The following is a 15,570-nucleotide window of genomic DNA, read 5'->3' as shown; positions in this document are numbered from 1 at the left end:
GCGGCTACCGCGGTGCGTCCCCGGGGTCGCTCCGCGAGAACAGCTTCCTGAGGTGCGTCGGCGAGAAGAAGGAGCTCGGCCGGTCCATGTGGACCCCGATCTCGCCCGACAGCGCCCACAGGCCGGCCCGCTGGACCGGCTCGGGGAGTGAGTAACACCGGCGGATCGCCGAGCCGAGCCGGATCTCGGTGCCGATCGCGTCGCGCCACTCCGACTCGTAGTCGGCGAGCGTCGCCGGGTCCCGCGGGTCGATCGCCTCGGCCGCCGCGTCGGCCGCGGTCATCCCGTAGAGAATCCCGCCGCCGGTGAACGGCTTCGTCTGGGCAGCGGCGTCACCGACGAGGAACGCGCGGTCGGTCGTCACGCGGTCCGGCGGCCCGATCGGGATCGCCCCCGAGCAGAAGCGGTCCGTCGTCACGTCGTAGGCGTCGGTGAGCCGGTCGAACATCGCGGACACGTCGTCGCTCGGCGGCGCCGCGAGCCCGTACTCCACGCCCGCGTCGCCGCGGGGGATGCGCCACGCGAAGAACGTCGGCGCGGTGAGGTGGACGTCGACGAGGTCGCCGTCGTCGGGGGCCTCGTCGAACGCGAGCACGCCGTGGAGCAGCTCGTCCGGCTCGGGGAGGTCGAGCGACCGGCGGACGCGCGAGGTCGGCCCGTCGCAGCCGGCGACCATCCGCGCCTCGACCGCCTCCACGTCGCCGGCGGGGGTCCGGACCTCGACGACGACCCGGTCGGAACGCTCCTCGACGCCGACGACGGTGTGGTTTTCTCGCACGTCGGCGCCGGCCTCGCGCGCGCAGTCGGCGAGGGTGCGGTCGAGGCCGACGCGGTCGATCACGTTCGAGACGGGCTCCGGCTTGTAGAAGGGGTACGCCCGCGAGTCCGGGCCGCCGACGCGGAAGCGCGCGCCGTACACCCGGTTCTGGAGGAGTTCGTCGCGGGCGTCGTCCGGGACGTACTCCCACACGTCGTCGGAGACGTGTCCCGAGCAGGCCAGCGGCTCGCCGACCGAGCCCTTCTCGAAGACGACGACGTCGCGGCCGGCCGCGGCGGCGCGGCGTGCGAACCGCGACCCCGGCGGCCCCGCGCCAACGACGACGAAATCGTGCATGGTGAGAGCGTGGTGACGCGGATATATAATTACGACGCGGCTTACTCCAGCCGAGCCAGCAGGTTGAGCACGTAGACCGTCCGGAGCATCGTCGCGGACTGGCCCCGCGCGAACACCAGCTCGTCGCGGTCGAGGACGTGCGAGAGCACGTCCGCGGAGGCGTGCTCCGGGGCCGCGGCGATTCCCGCGTCGTGCTCGGCGGCCCACCCCATCACGCGGAGGTCCGACTTGCTGTCGCCCATCACGAGCAGGAACGGGTCCCGCACGTCGAGCACGTCGAGCGCCGCCTCGACGCCCGCGACCTTGTCCAGCTCCAGCGAGCTGATCTCCGCGGCGTCGGCGCGGTAGTAGCCGACGTCTATCCGGTCGAAGAGCGCGGCGACGGGCTCCGGTATCGCCTCGGCTTCGGCCGACGTGTCGTCGTCGCCGTCGACCGCAACCGCTTCGATCACCTCCCGGATCTCGGGGTCGGCCGCCGCGTAGTGGGCGCGCGCCCACGCGGCGCCGCGGGCTGCCGGATCGATATCGTCTGCGTCGGGATCGGCCGCGTCGAGGTCGGTTAAGTCGAGATCGTCAGCCACCCGATCGACGACAACCTCGCCGAGCAGGTCGATCAGGTGGACCAGCCCGTCGTCGATCACGGCCTCGGCGTCGGCGCCGCCGGTCTCGAAATTCGGCTTCAGCGTGACGTTGAACTCGTTGCCCTGAAGGTGACAGCCGCGGCGGACGTTCTCGGGCGCGTCCGGGAGCACGCGCGACCGCACCGCGTCGAACACGCCTCGGACCGCCTCGTCGAGGTCCTCGTACAGCAGGCGCTTCGTGTGCGAGCCGTGCCCCGGCGTGAACACGCCGTTGCCGGCCTCGTAGACGATCGAGAAGCGCCCGGAGTGAACGAGCTCGTTGCCGAGCCCCTGGATCATGAACCCCTTCACGTTCTCCAGCGTCTGGCCGGTGCAGATGACGATCGGCACGCCGGCGTCGTGCAGCTCCGTCAGCATGTGGAGCGTCTCGCGGGGGATCTCGTTGTCCGTGCCACCCGCGGACCGGAGCGTCTCGTCGACGTCCAACACCAAGGCGTTGACGGCGCGGTCGTAGCGCGCGTGGAGGTCGAGCGCGGTGAACGCCGCCTCGCGGTCGGCGTAGGCCGCGACCTCCGCGAAGGTGGCGCCCGCGGGCAGGGCCTCGCGGATCTCGCGTTTCAGCCGGTCGAGCTCCTCGCCGGCGTCTTCCCAGTGTTCCAACGCCACCCGCGAGTCGACCGGCGGGAACAGATCTACGAACGACTGGTGCTCCCGGAGCGTCTCCGCGTCGAACTCGTCGTACAGGCGGTAGAGGAGGTCGTGCCGCTCCATGGTTGCCCCTCCGAACCGGGGTCCGAAAACCGTGCCGTCTCGCTTCGCGGGGGTCGGCGGGTGGCACCCGGCGCCGCCGCTCCGACCCGCGCCGCCGCTCCGACCCGCGCCGCCGCTCCGACCCGCGCCGCCGCTCCGACCCGCGCCGCTACTCCGACCGCTCCCGCGCCGCCAGCCACTCCAAGGCCGCGTCGAGGTCGGTCTCCGGCGGCGAGCACGTCCGGGCCTCGCAGACGTAGGCGGTCGGCTCGCCGTCGACCGCGTCGCGGTCGGCCCAGATCGGCGGTGCTTCGTCCATGTCGAGCCGGTCGAGCCACGCCGCGAGGCCGTCCTCCGTCGGCGGGCGCGGGGCGACGAGCGCGCCCGGCAGGTAGCGCTCTCCCAGCGTCTCGCGCCACGCGTCCGGCACCGCGTCGGCGGCGACGGTCACCTCGATCCCGCCGGACGCGACGCGGTCGGCCGCGCGCACCAGCGAGACGTGCTCCAGCGGGCTCGCGCGGATGCGGTCCGCGTGGGCCGTCACGACCCGCTCCGCGACCTCGGCGAACTCGCGGTCGGTCCGGAACCCGTCGAGGAACGCAAGCGTCTCCGCCGCCACGCCGAGGCTCGACGGGGTCGACCGATCCGTGAACTCCTGCGGCCGGGCGAAGAGGGTGTCGTCGCCGGACTGCGTCCGGCTGCCAGAGGCGCGTTGCGCCTCGCTGTCGCCGGCCGAGGCCCCCTCGTCGCCGTCTCCGTCGGCGTTTCCGTCCGGGTCCCGCGTGAAGTAGATCGTGCCGTCCTCGTCGTCGTAGAAGTCCGCGACGATCGTCTCCGCCAGATCGAGCGCGAACCCGAGCGCCTCCGGGTCGCCGGTGGCCGAGTAGGCGTCGAGCGCGCCGCGCGCGAGGAACGCGTGGTCGTCGAGGTAGCCCGGCCCGCGCACGTCGCCGTCGAGCCAGCGCCGCGCGAGGGTTCCGGTCTCCCCGTCGTACAGTCGCTCGCGGCAGAACGACAGCGCGTCGCTCGCGATGTCGGCGTACGGCTCGCCGAGGACCTGCCCGGCGGCCGCGAACGCGGAGATCGCCCGGCCGTTCCACGACGCCAGCACCTTCTCGTCGCGCGCGGGCCGCGGCCGCGACTCGCGAGCTTCGAACAGCGCGACGCGGGCCGCCGTCAGGGCCTCTCTGACGGCCTCGGCCGACATGTCGTGCGCGTCGGCGAGTTCCGCGACCGACGCCGCGATCGTCGGGACGGTGGTGCCGCGCTCGAAGTTCCCCCCGGACTCGATCCCGTACCGGTCCTTCGCGAGCGACGCCGCGGGCTCGTCGAGGACTGCGTCGACCTCGCCGGGCGTCCAGACGTAGAAGGCGCCCTCCACGTCGGCGGCGTCGGCGGCGTCGGCGCCGTCGCCTCCGTCGGAGCCCGCGTCCCCTCGCCGGCTCTCGGGCGGTCGACTCCGGGCGTCGAGGGTGCTGAAGAACCCCCCGTCGTCGTGCCGGAGCTCGCGGTCGAGGAACCCGAGGGTCTCGCTCGCGACCCGGGCGTACGATGCGTCGCCCGTCAGTCGGGAGGCGTCGAGGAACGCCATCGGCAGCTCCGCGTTGTCGTACAGCATCTTCTCGAAGTGCGGCACCGTCCACCGGCGGTCGGTCGCGTACCGGTGGAACCCCCCGCCGATCTGGTCGTACATCCCGCCGCGGGCCATCCCGTCGAGGGTGCCCGTCGCGGCCGTGAGCGCGGCGTCGCGACCGGTCCTCGCGTACGCCCGCATGAGCACGTCGATCCGGCCGGGCATCGGGAACTTCGCGCCGCCGCTCCCGAACCCGCCGTACTCGTCGTCGTACCCGCGGATCGCCGCGGCCGCGGCCTCGTTAAGGAGGTCGGAGCCGGGCGCCTCGGCGGCGTCCGCGTCGCCCGCGTCGCTCGCGTCGTCCGTGGCGCCCGCGGCGCCCGTCCCCGAACCCGGCACCGACTCCAGCTCGTCGCGGGCGCTCGTCGCCCACTGGTCGGCGCGGCGCTTCATCTCCTCGCGCTGCTCCGGGTCGGCCCACGAGTCGGCGATGCGCTCGCAGAGATCGCGGAACCCCGGCTGGTTCCGGCGCGGCTCCGGCGGGAAGTAGGTCCCCACGTAGAACGGCTCGCCCTCCGGCGTACACCACGCGGAGAGCGGCCACCCGCCCCCGCCGGTGACGAGCTGCGAGACGGTCATGAAGGTGCTGTCGACGTCGGGACGCTCCTCGCGGTCGACCTTGACGGGAACGAACTCCTCGTTGAGCACCGCGGCGACCGACTCGTCCTCGAAGCTCTCCTCGGCCATCACATGACACCAGTGACACGAGGAGTAGCCGATCGAGACGAACACCGGCACGTCGTGCTCGCGGGCGCGCTCGAACGCCTCCTCGCCCCACGGCTGCCAGTTGACGGGGTTGTCGGCGTGCTGCTGGAGATACGGGCTCGCCTCCCCGTCGAGGCGGTTCCGCTCGGTGGGCTGTGACATACGTCCGATTCGGCCCGACGCCGCAAAAACCCGTCACAAGAGCGTCACCGAGATCGGAACAACACAAACGTGGATATCTCCTCGCAGATAGAGAGTAAAGCTTACACTACCGTGTAGTGATCGGTCGCACATGACGGAGACCGTACTCCTGGTGGGGGGCGGCGGGCGAGAGCACGCGATCGCCCGCGCTGTCGCCGACGACTGCGCGCTGTACGCCTGCGCGAGCAACCGGAACCCGGGGATTCGACGGCTCGCCGACGGGTTCGAGACGATCGACGAGACCGACGCCGAAGCCGTCACCGACTACGCGACCGCAGTCGGCGCGGACCTCGCGGTGATCGGGCCGGAGTCCGCGCTCGCGGCGGGCGTCGCCGATGCGCTCGACGAGGTCGGCGTGTACGCCTTCGGCCCGCAGGCCGAGGAGGCGCGCTTGGAGACGGACAAGGCGTACCAGCGCGAGTTCATGGACGAGGCCGACATCCCCGGCTGTCCGGACTACGCCGTGTTCGACGACATCGAGGCCGCCTGCGACTACATCGACACCTACGACGGCGATCTCGCGGTGAAGCCGGTCGGGCTCACCGGCGGCAAGGGCGTGAAGGTGATCGGCGATCAGGTGACCGCCGAGGAGGCGAAGGCGTACCTCCGCGACTCCGACTACGACCGCGTGGTGCTGGAGGAGCGGCTCGTCGGCGAGGAGTTTACGGTGCAGGCGTTCGTCGCGAACGGCGAGCTTCGCACGACGCCCGCGGTCCAAGACCACAAGCGCGCCTACGAGGGCGACGAGGGGCCGAACACCGGCGGCATGGGCTCGTACACCGCCACCGGCCTCTCGCTGCCGTTCATGGCCGAGGGCGACTACGACGCCGCCGTCGACGTGCTGGCGGCGGTCGTCGACGCGCTCCCCGACTACAAGGGCGTGCTCTACGGCCAGTTCATGCTGACGGACGCGGGCCCGAAAGTGGTCGAGTTCAACGCGCGCTTCGGCGACCCGGAGGCGATGAACACGCTCCCGGTCTTGGAGACGCCGTTCCTCGACGTGCTCACGGCCGCGCGCGACGGTGACAGCGCGGCGCGAAGTGCCGCTGGCAGCCGGACTTCGTCCGGCGACGAACTCCCCGAACTCGCCTTCTCCGGCGAGGCGACCGTCTGTAAGTACGCGGTTCCGGACGGGTACCCGACCGACCCCGACGCGGGCGCGAGGGTCGCCGTCGACGAGGAGAGCGTCGGCGACGCGCTGCTCTACTACGCCAGCGTCGACGAGCGCGACGACGGGCTCTACACCACCACCTCCCGGTCGTTCGCGGTCGTCGGCCGCGGCGACTCCATCGCCGCCGCGGAGGCCGAGGCCGAAGACGCGCTCGCCGCCGCCGGCGATCGCGTCCGCATCCGCCACGACATCGGCACGGCCGACCTCGTCGAGCGCCGGATCGAGCACATGGCCGAGCTCCGCGAGTAGCGTTCCCCGTCAGCGATCCTTTTACCGGAGCCGTCCGAACGGACCTCCGTGACTCACGAGGACGAGCGCGCGATCGGCGGGACGGATTCCGCGGAGACTGCCGCCACGGACATCACGGGGACCCCCGGCTCCCGCACCGATCGACTGGAGCGACACCCGACCGGCGGCGCGCGGAACTCGCTGTGGTCGTGGCCCGGCGCGAAGTCGCCGCTCGCGGTCGTCCGCAACTACGTCGTGATCGTGCTCGCGCGGATCTGTCCGAGCCTCCGGCTGAAGAACTGGCTGTTGCGCCGGATCGGCGTGGCCGTCGGCGCCGGCGTCTCGTGGGGGTTGGAGTCGACCCCCGACGTGTTCTGGCCCGAGCGGATCACGGTCGAGGACGACGCCATCGTCGGCTACGACGCCACGCTGCTCTGCCACGAGTTCCTCCAAGACGAGTACCGCCTCGGCGACGTGGTCGTCGAGGCGGGCGCGATGATCGGCGCGGGCGCGGTCGTCCTCCCGGGCGTCACGATCGGCGAGGGCGCCCGCGTCGCCGCCAACTCGCTCGTCGCCGACGACGTGCCGCCCGGGACGACGGTCGCCGGCGTGCCGGCCGAGGTCGTCTCGCGAGCGAGTGCGGAGGGTGAAACGGGCGGTGAGACGGAGTCGGACGGTGACTGATCGGACAAAACAGATCGGCGCGTCCCGGCTACGTCTCGCCGTCGTCCGCGGACTCGCCAGCGTCGCTTTCGGCGTCGCCGTTTTCGGCGTCCTCATCCGCTTCTCCCGCCGCCGCGGAGATATCCTCGGCGTCGGTGATGTGCGCCTCGGTGCTCACGCTCTCTAAGTCGACGCCGACCTCCCCGGCGACCGCGTCGAGGACGGCCCGCTGTTCGGCCATCTCGTTTTCGAGCCGCTGAACGCGCTCGGAGGTGTCGAGCACGGTCGTCTGCGTCTCCTCGACCTCCTCGCGGAGCTCGTTGATCTTCTGGTACGTGCGCTCCGCCTTGTCGGCGAGCGTCTGGATCTTCTTCGCCGTGTCGCCGAATCCCATACCGGTCGATCGGGTTCGGGATACGTGGGCCTTTCCGTTCGGCGCGGCGGGTCGGCTGTCTATCGGCGATCTCCGTCCCTTCCGTCCCCGCCCGCGACGGTGGACTTTTGGCCGAACCGCCCGAAGTAGCTGTATGAGCGTCGAACGCGTCCTGTTGACCAACGACGACGGGATCGACGCAGCCGGTCTCAGAGCGCTCTACGACGCGCTTGCCGCCGACTACGACGTGGTGGCGGTCGCGCCGACCGCCGACCGCTCGTCGTCCGGGCGCGTCCTCTCGGACGGCGTCGAGATCACGGACCACGAGCTCGGTTACGCCGTCGACGGCACCCCGGTCGACTGCGTCGTCGCGGGCCTCGACGCGCTGGTTCCGGACGCCGATGTCGTGGTCGCGGGCTGTAACGAGGGGGCGAACCTCGGCGCGTACACGCTCGGGCGGTCTGGGACCGTCTCCGCCGCGGTCGAGGCCGCCTTCTTCGACGTGCCCGCGGTGGCGACCTCCATGTACGTCCCGGGCGGGGAGAACTGGTGGCAACGAGAGCTGGAGCCGGCGGAGTTCGCGAACGCGACCCGCGCGACCCGGTACCTCGTCGCGGAGGCGACCGCGTCGGGGGCGTTCGACCGCGCCGACTACCTCAACGTCAACGCCCCGATCGCGGACGCGGCCGGTGAGCCTGACTCCCCGGCGCCGATGCGCGTCACCGCCCCCTCGCCGTGGTACGGGATGGAGGCGGCGCACGACGGAAACGGCCGCGTGACGTTCTCGGACCCGATCTGGGGGCGGATGAACGAGGGCGACGTGCCAGATCCGGTCGGCACCGACCGACGGACGGTCCTCGACGGCGAGGTCTCCGTCTCGCCGCTGTCGGTGCCGCACGCGGCCGAGCCGGACGCGGGGCTCGACGAGTTGGCGGCTGGCTACGGGCGTGCGACCGAGAACGTTCGGTGACCCTGATTCGCTCCGCTTCGACGGCCGACCCCGCCGCGGCTACTCCTCGTCGGCGCTGACGGTGACCTTCGCCTCGCTGACCACGCGGTCGCCCATCTCGTAGCCGGGCTCGTACACCTCGTGAACGGTCCCCGAGGGCTGGTCGCTTTCGACCCGCAACATCACCTGATGGCGTGCCGGATCGACCGCCTCGCCGGGGTCGGGATCGATGGGCTCGACGCCCTCGTCGGCGAGCACCTCGTCGAACTTCTCCAGCGTCGACTCGACGCCGGGGCGGAGGTCGCTTCCCGCCTCTTGGTCGAGCGCGCGCAGGAGGTCGTTTCGGACCGGCGTGATGCGCTCGACCAGCGCCTCCGAGGCGCGCTCGCGGATCTCCTCCTGCTTCCGCTTGGCGCGCTGTTTGTAGTTGCTGAAGTCGGCCTTGACCCGGGCGAGCTTGCTCGTCAGCTCCTTGACCTCCTCCTCGGCTTCGAGGAGCTCGTCGCGCGTCTCGTCGAGCTCCGCTTCCAGCGCCGCGACCTCCCGAGCCAGCGTCTCGTCGTGTTCGGCGACGGCGGCGGCCAGCGCCTCGCCGTTCCCGTCGTCGTCGCGGGCGTCGCCGCGCGCTCCGGCGGACTCGCCGCTCGTTCCCTCTGCGGTCGCGTCCGCGGTGCCGTTCGCTTTCGCCGCGGCGTCTGCGGCGTCGTCGGGGGACTCGACCTCGACGTCGACGGCGTCGTCGTCGCTCATGTCCGATCGAAGTCGGTCGGCGTGCATAAGCGTTGCAGAACGTGACGGACGGGCCCCCGACCTCGACCGGAAGCGGGGTCGGCGATGTCGCGGCCGACCCGCGGAAGTATTTAAATCGGGACCCCCAAGCGCTCGTAATGACCGCGCCGAACCGGAACACGCTGTGGGCGCGCGCCCTCGTCGACGAGCTGGTCGCCGCCGGCGTCGACGCCGTCGTGGCCTCGCCCGGGAGCCGCTCGACGCCGCTGACGATGGCCGCCGTGCGCAACGACGACCTCCACGTCTTCTCCCAGTTAGACGAGCGCTCGGCCGCCTACTTCGCGCTGGGGCGCGCGCGCCGGACCGGAGAGGTGACGCCGCTGATCTGCACCTCCGGCACCGCCGCCGCCAACTACCACCCCGCCGTGATGGAGGCGAGCGAAGCCCGCGTCCCCCTGCTCGCGCTCACGGCCGACCGCCCGCCGGAGCTGCGCGACTCGGGCGCGAACCAGACCGCCGACCAGGAGAAGCTGTACGGCGACGCCGTCCGGTTCTACAAGGATCTCCCGGAGCCCGCGACGAACGATCGCGCGCTCCGGTCGCTCCGGACCACCGTCGCCCGCGCCGTCGGAGCCGCCGAGGGCGCCGACCCCGGCCCGGTTCACCTCAACGTCCCGTTCAAGAAGCCGCTGGAGCCGACTCGGGTCCCGGACGACGTGCCGGCCGACCTCGATCCGGTCGCCGAGCGCGGCCGCGACGGCCCCTACGTCGACGTGACGCCCGGATCGCCCGAGCCGGGCAACGACGAGCTTCAGCGGCTCGCCAACGCCCTCGCGACGACCGACCGCGGGCTGATCGTCGCCGGCCCCGCGGACCCGCCGGGGCTCGACGCCGAGGCCGTCACGGCGCTGTCGCACGCGACGGGGTTCCCGGTCCTCGCGGACCCGCTCTCCGGCGTCCGGTTCGGCGGGCACACCCGCGTCGCGCCCGTGATCGGCGCCTACGACGCGTACCTCTCGGCGGCGGTCGCCGGGGAGGGAGACGACGGCGCGGACGCAGAGGACGCGGACGCAGAGGACGCGGCGGCCGACTGGGACGACCCCGAAGTCGTCATCCGACTCGGCGCCTCGCCCACCTCCAAGCGCCTCCGCAAGTACCTCGCAGCCACCGGCGCCGACCAGTATCAGGTCGACCCCGCCGGGCGCTGGCGCGAGGCCGAGTTCGCGGCGACCGACCTCGTCGTCGCCGAGCCGAGCCGCCTCTGCGCCCGCCTCTCCCGGCTCGTCGCCGGGGGCGGCGGCGATTCCGACTGGCGCGCGCAGTGGGAAGACGCCGACCGCGTCGCGCGCGAGACTCACGATCGAGCGGGGGACGGGGAAATCCCGGCCGACGATCCCCTCCCCTTCCACGAGGGCGACGCGCTCCGCGCGGTGGCCGACGCGCTCCCCGACCCCGCGACGCTGTTCGTCTCCAACTCCATGCCGGTCCGCGACCTCGACCGCTTCGTCGGTCCGACGACGACGAGCGTCACCGCCCTCGGCAACCGCGGCGTCTCCGGCATCGACGGGGTCGTCTCCAGCGCGCTCGGCGCCGGCTCCGCGACGACGGACGACCTCACGCTCGTCGTCGGCGATCTGGCGCTGTACCACGACAGCAACGGCCTGCTCGCGCTCGACCGCTGCGGCGTCGACGCGACGGTCGTGCTGATCAACAACGACGGCGGCGGGATCTTCCACGAGCTCCCGATCGAGTCCTTCGAGCCGGAGTTCACGGAGTCCTTCAAGACGCCGCACGGCATCGAGTTCGAGCCGCTGGCCGACCTCCACGGGCTGGCGTACACGCGGATCGACGCGCGACCGGACGCCGCGGACTCTGCCGCAGAGTCCGCTGCGGGAGTCGCCGACGACCTCGCCGACGCGTACGCGAAGGCCGGCGACGCGGACGGCTCGCACCTGATCGAGGTGCGGATCGACGCCGAACCGAGCCACCGTGCCCGCGAGCGCCTCGAAGCGGCGGTCGAGCGCGCGGTTCACGGCGACGAATCCGGATAACCGGACGCAGCTCAATCGGCCTCGACCGTCGCGGTCGCGGTCAGGTCGCACTCCTCCGCGGTCACCTCGCCGACGATCCGGTACCGTCCCGGCGGCGGATCTCCCCACGTCACCTCGTAGGTGGTCGCCTCGCCCGGTTCCAGCGTCTCGCTGTCGAGCACCTGCGTGAACATCCGTCCGGTGCCGTACCGCCAGACGGGGTCGGCGTCGGCGTCTCCTCGGTCCTCACCGGTCACCCCGTCGTCGACACGATAGGCCGCGAAGTCGGCGCGCTGGCCGGTCCTGAACCGCAGGGTCTCGGGTGAGTCTCCGGCGTTTCGAACCGTCAAGGCGAGGTCGATCCCGCCGCCGTCGCTGTCGTCGACCGTCGCGAGCGCGGCATCGAGCATGCGGTCGTATGACACGGGAGACGGCTTAAACATACGTGGCGGGAATGAGCAGAAACGGCGAGGGTGCCCGGTCCCGCCAGTTCCGACGACGACGCGCCTAAGTCCCGGCTCCCCCTACCGAAGCGCGTGCAGGTCGTCGGCTACGAGTCGGGCGAGGGGTTCACCGTCGCCAGCGGCGGCGCGGTCGAGTTCGTCGAGGCGACCCCCGGCACGGAGCTCGCGTTCGGGCTCGGCGACCGCCGCTGTGCGGGGGCCGTCCACGACGGCGAGCACGTCGCCTGCGACGCCGAGGACGCGCCCTACTGCGACGCGCACCGGCACGTCTGGGTCTGCGCCCGCTGTACGGGGGACTGCTTGAAAGACGAGATGGACTGCCGCGAGGCGCACGCCGTGTACCTCGCGGCGTTCGCGCCCGACGTGTTGAAGGTGGGCGTCACGCGCCTGTGGCGGCTGGAAACCCGGCTCCGCGAGCAGGGCGCCGACCGCGCGGCCCACGTCCGGACGTACCCGGACGGGCGGATCGCGCGCGAGGTCGAGGCCGAACTGGCCGAGCGCGACGACCTCGTCGACCGGGTGCGCGTCCCGACCAAGCTCGCGGGGTTCGGCCGCGAGGTGGACGCGGCGGGGTGGGGGTCGCTTCTGGAGGGGTTCGACCCGATCGAGCGGTTCGCGTTCGACTACGGGCTCGACCTCGACGATCGCCCCGTCGCGGAGACGATGGCGGCGGGGACGGTCCGGGGCTGGAAGGGGCGCGTGCTCGTGCTCGACCGCGGCGGGTCGACGTACGCGGTCGACGCCCGAGACCTGGTGGGGTACGAGCTCACCGAGGAAGTGCCGGACCGCGAGCTGCAGTCGAGTCTGGACGCGTTCGGCGGGTGACGTGACTCGTGTGGACGCGCCCCGCGTTCTGCGAATCTCGAAGCCGCCGATCGCGGCCGTACCCACGGACGTGAACACCCGCATCCGCGACCGAGCCGAGGGATTCAAGATACTGCCGGTCCCCTTTTCCGACGATGCGTCAGGACCACCTCATCACCGCGACCCAGCTCTCGCGGGATGACATCGAGGCGGTGCTCGACCGGGCCCGCGAGGTCGCCGACGACCCCGCCGCCTACGCGGACCGGCACGCCGGGCGCGTGCTCGCGCTCTGTTTCTTCGAGCCGAGCACGCGCACCCGGATGAGCTTCGACAGCGCGGCCAAACGCCTCGGGATCAACACGATCGACATGGGGGACGTCGACTCCTCGTCGGTCTCGAAGGGAGAGTCGCTCTCGGACACCGTCCGCGTCATCGAGGGCTACGCGGACGCGCTCGTGCTCCGCCACCCGAGCGAGGGCGCCGCGACGCTGGCCGCCGAGAACGTCTCGGTCCCCGTCGTCAACGCGGGCGACGGCGCGGGCCAGCACCCCTCGCAGACGCTCCTCGACCTCCACACGATCCGCGAGAACCACGGGCTCGACGATCTCACGGTCGGGATCATGGGCGACCTGAAGTACGGCCGCACCGTCCACTCGCTGGCGGCGGCGCTCACGGAGTTCGACGCCAACCAGCACTTCATCAGTCCGGAGTCGCTGCGGCTCCCGCGCTCCGTGCGCTTCGACCTCCACGAGACCGGCGCGCAGGTGCGCGAGCACACCGATCTGGAGGGCGTGCTCGACGAGCTCGACGTGCTGTACGTCACCCGAATCCAGAAGGAGCGGTTCCCGGATGAAAACGAGTACCACCGCGTCGCCGGCGAGTATCAGATCGACGCCGAGACGCTCGAAGAGGCCGACGACGACCTTACCGTGATGCACCCGCTCCCGCGCGTCGACGAGATCGCGCCCGATGTCGACGAGACCGACCACGCGACGTACTTCGAGCAGGCGCACAACGGGGTCCCGGTGCGGATGGCGCTGCTCGACGCCCTGCTGGAGAACGCCGAGGCGGCCGAAGGGACGGAGGTGGACCGATGAGCGAGCACGAACTGCGTGTCTCGAAGATCCGCGACGGCACCGTGATCGACCACGTCGAGGGCGGGCAGGCGCTCAACGTGCTCGCGATCCTCGGCATCGACGGCTCCGAGGGATACGGCGTCTCCGTCGGGATGAACGTCCCCTCCGACCGGCTCGGCCGCAAGGACATCGTGAAGGTGGAAGAGCGGGAGCTCTCGCAGTCGGAGGTCGACGTGCTCTCGCTCATCGCGCCCGAGGCGACGATCAACATCGTCCGCGACTTCGAGGTCGTCGAGAAGAACCGGGTCACCCGCCCTGACAGCGTGACCGGCGTGCTCTCGTGTCCGAACCGCAACTGCATCACGAACGCCGACGAGCCGGTCGACACCCGGTTCGACGTGGTCGCCGACGGCGTCCGCTGCGACTACTGCTCGACGATCCTGCGCGCGGACATCGCCGACCACATCGACGTGTGACGGGGGCAACCTCGCCGACAATCGACGAGGGCTCCGGTAGGTTTTAGCGCCCGCCCTACGTTGTGTCATCCATGAGCAAGAAACTGAAGCTCGTCCTGGTCCTGTCGTTGGTCGCGCTCGCGTACTTCCTGTTCGCCGGCGACAAGGAGCCGGTCGAAGTCGAGTAACCGGACCGACGCGAAATCTGCCGTTACACCGTCTGTCGACCGTCCCCGCCGAATCGTTCGCCGACCACCTCCCGTGGGCGGATGCCCGCCGTTTTTACCCGTCAGTCTCGTAGCGACGCGTATGTACGGGGTCGTCACGCGCAACGCCGACGAGGTCGAGATGGAGCCGTTCGACCTCGGCTTCTACGAGGTGAAAGACGTCACGGGGCGGGCGGCCGCGCCCCTGCCGAACGCCGTGAACATGGTGTCGTGTTTCGGCGACAACGCCGCGGCGAGCGAGAACCCCGACCTCGTCCCGGTCGACGAGCGCGGCGAGCCGGCGACCCGCGACCGCGACTACTTCGACTGGGCGTACATCTGCCCGACCCACCCGGAGTACCGCGAGGGACTGCTGGAGATCATCGAGGACTGCGCCGCCGAGAACGACGACGTGCGCCTCGACGACGTGGGGTTCCCGCGAGAGGGGTTCTGTCGCTGCGACCGCTGCGAGCGACTCTTCGCGGAGAGCGACCGCGAGGACTGGACCGACTGGCGCGCCGACGTGATCAGCGGGTTCGTCGCCGACGCCGCCGAGCTGGTCCCCGGTCGGGTGCTGCTCACGCTGTACCCCGACCCCTACCCCGGCCACCTGCGGGCGCGGGCCGGCCTCGACCTCGATCGGCTCGCGGAGCACGTCGACGAGTTCGTGGTCCCGCTGTACGACACCGAGTACGCGACGACCTACTGGCTGGAGACCATCGCCCGCGGATTCCGCTCGCGGCTCGGCGGCGACTACGACGTGCACGGCGCGCCCCCGGAAACCCCGTTCTCGCTGGAGCTGTACGCGGTCGACGTCGACGTCGACGACCTGATCCACGCCGCGGAGGTCGCGGAGCGGTACGCGAAGGACGTGTTCTTCGGCTACGACGCCAACAACGCGGCCGCCGCGCTCCGCCGAAAAGACGCGGACGCGCGGGAGGGCGAGGTTCACCGGCCCGACTGACCCTATCGCCGACCGATCCCATCGCCGACCGACCCCATCGCCGACCGAGTCCACCGACCCGCCCAACGCGAGCGGCCCGACCGACGCGGGCGGAGCCGCACGAACGAGGGTTTAAGTACCGGAGCGTCCGATGTCCACTCGACCGGCCGCCGGCGTGCGACACACCGGTCGTCTCGCGTTCGCGTGAGGCGGTCGCCTTTCAACGTCCGCGCCGTAGCGGCGGTCGTTCTACAGCCACTAGCCGCCGGCTCGTACGGTTCAGCAACGATTCGAAAACGAACGGTTCAGCGGTCCACTTCGCCCATGATCGTGTCTAGGCTACCGAGCGAGGCGATCAGGTCGGGGATCGACTCGCCGCTCGACATCTCGGGGAGCGCTTGGAGGTTGGAGAAGCAGGGCGACCGGATCTTGAAGCGGGCGGGCTTGTCCGTGCCGTCGGCGCGGATGTAGATACCGAGTTCGCCCTTCGCGCCC

General features: G+C 71.5%; 15 protein-coding genes. 8 read left to right on the top strand and 7 right to left on the bottom strand.

The features are described 5' to 3' along the window. Positions 1–4: 4 nt before the first annotated feature. The 3 genes from ESO89_RS16650 to ESO89_RS16640 all read right to left on the bottom strand — a co-directional run bounded on the left by ESO89_RS16650 (position 5) and on the right by ESO89_RS16640 (position 4,945). On the bottom strand, positions 5–1,114 hold the full coding sequence (locus ESO89_RS16650) for a geranylgeranyl reductase family protein (protein ID WP_128906556.1): 1,110 nt from the start codon (positions 1,112–1,114) through the stop codon (positions 5–7). Positions 1,115–1,155: 41 nt separating this feature from the next. Continuing rightward, positions 1,156–2,466 carry an HAD family hydrolase gene (locus ESO89_RS16645; RefSeq protein WP_128906555.1) on the bottom strand — a complete coding sequence of 437 codons (1,311 nt, stop codon included), beginning with the start codon at positions 2,464–2,466 and terminating at the stop codon, positions 1,156–1,158. A gap of 148 nt (positions 2,467–2,614) precedes the next feature. Further along, entirely contained in the window at positions 2,615–4,945 is a 2,331-nt protein-coding gene (locus ESO89_RS16640; RefSeq protein ID WP_128906554.1) for a thioredoxin domain-containing protein, read from the bottom strand. Between the two features lie 130 nt (positions 4,946–5,075). Here ESO89_RS16640 and purD point away from each other — a divergent pair, with 130 nt between their 5' ends. Together purD and ESO89_RS16630 are read left to right on the top strand one after the other, a co-directional pair. Next, positions 5,076–6,404 carry a phosphoribosylamine--glycine ligase gene (gene purD / locus ESO89_RS16635; RefSeq protein ID WP_128906553.1) on the top strand — a complete coding sequence of 443 codons (1,329 nt, stop codon included), beginning with the start codon at positions 5,076–5,078 and terminating at the stop codon, positions 6,402–6,404. 72 nt (positions 6,405–6,476) lie between these two features. After that, positions 6,477–7,067, top strand: a complete 591-nt coding sequence (locus ESO89_RS16630; protein ID WP_206731785.1) for an acyltransferase — start codon at positions 6,477–6,479, stop codon at positions 7,065–7,067. A gap of 28 nt (positions 7,068–7,095) precedes the next feature. On the opposite strand, the gene ESO89_RS16625 is transcribed toward ESO89_RS16630, so the two are convergent. Then, positions 7,096–7,440: a DUF5798 family protein gene (locus ESO89_RS16625; RefSeq protein ID WP_128906552.1), complete on the bottom strand. Its 345-nt coding sequence runs from the start codon at positions 7,438–7,440 to the stop codon at positions 7,096–7,098. Positions 7,441–7,573: 133 nt separating this feature from the next. Between ESO89_RS16625 and surE the strand changes: the two genes are divergently transcribed. Next, positions 7,574–8,389, top strand: coding sequence for a 5'/3'-nucleotidase SurE (surE, locus tag ESO89_RS16620; protein ID WP_128906551.1), 816 nt, complete (start codon positions 7,574–7,576; stop codon positions 8,387–8,389). 39 nt (positions 8,390–8,428) lie between these two features. On the opposite strand, the gene ESO89_RS16615 is transcribed toward surE, so the two are convergent. Further along, positions 8,429–9,118, bottom strand: a complete 690-nt coding sequence (locus ESO89_RS16615) for a nucleotide exchange factor GrpE (protein WP_128906550.1) — start codon at positions 9,116–9,118, stop codon at positions 8,429–8,431. A 137-nt stretch (positions 9,119–9,255) separates the two neighbouring features. On the opposite strand from ESO89_RS16615, the gene menD reads away from it, so the two are divergent. Further along, positions 9,256–11,148 (top strand): 2-succinyl-5-enolpyruvyl-6-hydroxy-3-cyclohexene-1-carboxylic-acid synthase, encoded by a 1,893-nt coding sequence (menD, locus tag ESO89_RS16610; RefSeq protein WP_128906549.1) that lies wholly within the window; start codon positions 9,256–9,258, stop codon positions 11,146–11,148. Between the two features lie 11 nt (positions 11,149–11,159). Here the strand turns inward: menD and ESO89_RS16605 are convergent, their stop codons facing one another. Beyond that, positions 11,160–11,537: a BsuPI-related putative proteinase inhibitor gene (locus ESO89_RS16605; RefSeq protein ID WP_128906548.1), complete on the bottom strand. Its 378-nt coding sequence runs from the start codon at positions 11,535–11,537 to the stop codon at positions 11,160–11,162. Between the two features lie 126 nt (positions 11,538–11,663). Here ESO89_RS16605 and ESO89_RS16600 point away from each other — a divergent pair, with 126 nt between their 5' ends. The 4 genes from ESO89_RS16600 to ESO89_RS16585 all read left to right on the top strand — a co-directional run bounded on the left by ESO89_RS16600 (position 11,664) and on the right by ESO89_RS16585 (position 15,096). Beyond that, complete coding sequence (locus ESO89_RS16600) at positions 11,664–12,416, top strand: DUF2797 domain-containing protein (RefSeq protein ID WP_128906566.1); 753 nt, start codon at positions 11,664–11,666, stop codon at positions 12,414–12,416. A gap of 134 nt (positions 12,417–12,550) precedes the next feature. Beyond that, positions 12,551–13,492, top strand: a complete 942-nt coding sequence (gene pyrB, locus ESO89_RS16595) for an aspartate carbamoyltransferase (RefSeq protein WP_128906547.1) — start codon at positions 12,551–12,553, stop codon at positions 13,490–13,492. Then, positions 13,489–13,947: an aspartate carbamoyltransferase regulatory subunit gene (gene pyrI, locus ESO89_RS16590; RefSeq protein WP_128906546.1), complete on the top strand. Its 459-nt coding sequence runs from the start codon at positions 13,489–13,491 to the stop codon at positions 13,945–13,947. The genes pyrB and pyrI overlap by 4 nt, the downstream gene beginning before the upstream one ends. A 288-nt stretch (positions 13,948–14,235) precedes the next feature. Beyond that, positions 14,236–15,096, top strand: coding sequence for a glycoside hydrolase family 10 protein (locus ESO89_RS16585; protein WP_128906545.1), 861 nt, complete (start codon positions 14,236–14,238; stop codon positions 15,094–15,096). A 284-nt stretch (positions 15,097–15,380) separates the two neighbouring features. Here the strand turns inward: ESO89_RS16585 and ESO89_RS16580 are convergent. Then, a partial coding sequence (locus tag ESO89_RS16580) for an NADH-quinone oxidoreductase subunit D-related protein (RefSeq protein WP_449404950.1) occupies positions 15,381–15,570 on the bottom strand: 190 nt, incomplete at its 5' end.

The organism is Halorubrum amylolyticum (assembly GCF_004114995.1).
In the GTDB taxonomy this organism is placed as follows: Archaea; Halobacteriota; Halobacteria; order Halobacteriales; family Haloferacaceae; genus Halorubrum; species Halorubrum amylolyticum.
This window is presented reverse-complemented; position numbering and strand designations above follow the sequence as displayed.